Origin of the sequence: Companilactobacillus kedongensis (genome assembly GCF_003946625.1) — a bacterium.
Taxonomy (GTDB): domain Bacteria; phylum Bacillota; class Bacilli; order Lactobacillales; family Lactobacillaceae; genus Companilactobacillus; species Companilactobacillus kedongensis.
This window is the reverse complement of the sequence record NZ_RHOR01000033.1, coordinates 1-1,694: the sequence shown is the minus strand read 5'-3', so window position 1 is coordinate 1,694 and position 1,694 is coordinate 1. Positions and strand designations below refer to the sequence as shown.

At 36.1% G+C, this 1,694-nt stretch carries 2 protein-coding genes; both read right to left on the bottom strand.

Features of this window, described 5'->3' with window-relative positions; all coding sequences use genetic code 11:
• Positions 1–56: 56 nt before the first annotated feature.
• On the bottom strand, positions 57–950 hold the full coding sequence (locus EKM60_RS11050; protein WP_263853106.1) for an IS3 family transposase: 894 nt from the start codon (positions 948–950) through the stop codon (positions 57–59).
• A complete protein-coding gene (locus tag EKM60_RS11045) occupies positions 947–1,624 on the bottom strand; it encodes a helix-turn-helix domain-containing protein (protein ID WP_125715381.1) in 678 nt (225 codons plus the stop codon). Before EKM60_RS11045 ends, EKM60_RS11050 begins: the two co-directional genes overlap by 4 nt.
• Positions 1,625–1,694: the final 70 nt, after the last annotated feature.

The following is a 1,694-nucleotide window of genomic DNA, read 5'->3' as shown; positions in this document are numbered from 1 at the left end:
ATGCGTTAGTACCCATCTGGTTGTCATTTAAAATAATATAAAATTTAGCTTTTTTATTATATGGCTATACTCCAGAATTCTGCTGGGGTACAGCCATTTCTTGTTTCTGATCTACTAATATTGTTAAAATAATCGATTCCATCGTTTACTAATTTAACTAGTTCTTCATAAGTCTTTGGCATTGGATGTCTATTCATCCATCGTAGTTTGAATTCACTCCACCAACGCTCCATTGGAGCGTTATCGTAAGGTGTTCCTGGTCTGGACATACTTCTGATAACCTCATGTCTATTCAAAAAGTTATTGAATGATTTGGAAGTATATGCTGGCCCTCGGTCAGTATGAATCAGTGGATTCACATCACCAGTTAGCTCAAAAGCCTTTTCAAATACAGTTCTTTCTGCCTCTGCTGTTTCCGTTAAGCTTAAATGACTAGATAGTAAGTAACGGCCGCATAAATCTAAGACACCACTCAAGCGAATCTTATGTTCACCGCTTATTCCATAAGATAGTTCTGTAGAGTCTGATAACCAAACTTTGTTGGGCGTATTAACATCAAACTCTCGATTCAGTACATTATCTTGTAAGTATATCTCAGATTGTTTTTCTAAGTTTCGTCTTTTGATACGTGATTGACAGCGGATTCCCAGTTCACGCATCAATCGTTTCACCATTTTTAAGGTGACCTCAAACGTGACTTGTTCGTCTCTTTTTAGGTTAGTAAAGATAATACCAGCACCAATAGTTTTGGTATTCAATTCGTACCAATATATTATTCTTTCTTTTAAAAGTTTATCTCGTATTTCTCTAGGCGTTTCTTCGCGTTTCCAATATTTGTTGTATGCTTGACGACTAACACCAATGAAATTAAGTAAAAGTGTTATTGCACCATGGCTGTTTTGACCGACTTCCTTTATTGCCTGGTAAGCCAGTCGGCGTTGTTTCGTCACCCCTTGCGCTGAAGTTCCTGAAATTTTTTTGAGAATTCTTCAATTATTTTTTGATTTCTAAGTTGTGATTCTAACTGTTTGATTTTTAGATTGGCCTCATCAAGGTCGGTAAAATCCTCTTTTTTCCTACGATGGCCTCTACCATCTTGCAAAGCTTCATTTCCACCTTTTTTTGCTTTTTTGACCCATGAACGTGCTTGTTGATATGAAACAAGAAAACGTTCAGCGGCATCATTATAAGAATGGTGGTCTTTCACTATATATTCGACTACTTCAATTCGATCTTCAAAGGTTGTTTTTCTAGACATGTTGGGTCCACGTTTCTTCGCTGGTTTAACTTTATTCAACGATTTTCCATCAGTATACTTGAAAACCCAATCGACTACTACTGAGTTAGTCCGAAGTCCATACTTTAGAACCAATTCATCCATAGTCGTGTTACCATCCAAATATTCTCCAACAACTTGAAGCTTTAATTTCAGTGAATATTGAGTGTATCTATTTCTATCTTTTAGACCATCTATTCCATCACGTTCATAAAGCATCAACCACCGTTTGAAGGTATTTTTCGAAATGCCAACTGATGTGGCATATGCAGTTTTGGTAAGGTTAGATTCCCTGAATCCTTCAATGATCTTTAATTTATCAGACAAACTATATTTAGATAGAGACACAAAAATCCCTCCATGGTTAACCAAATGAATTTATATTATTTCATTTGACAACCATAAAGGGATTAACGCA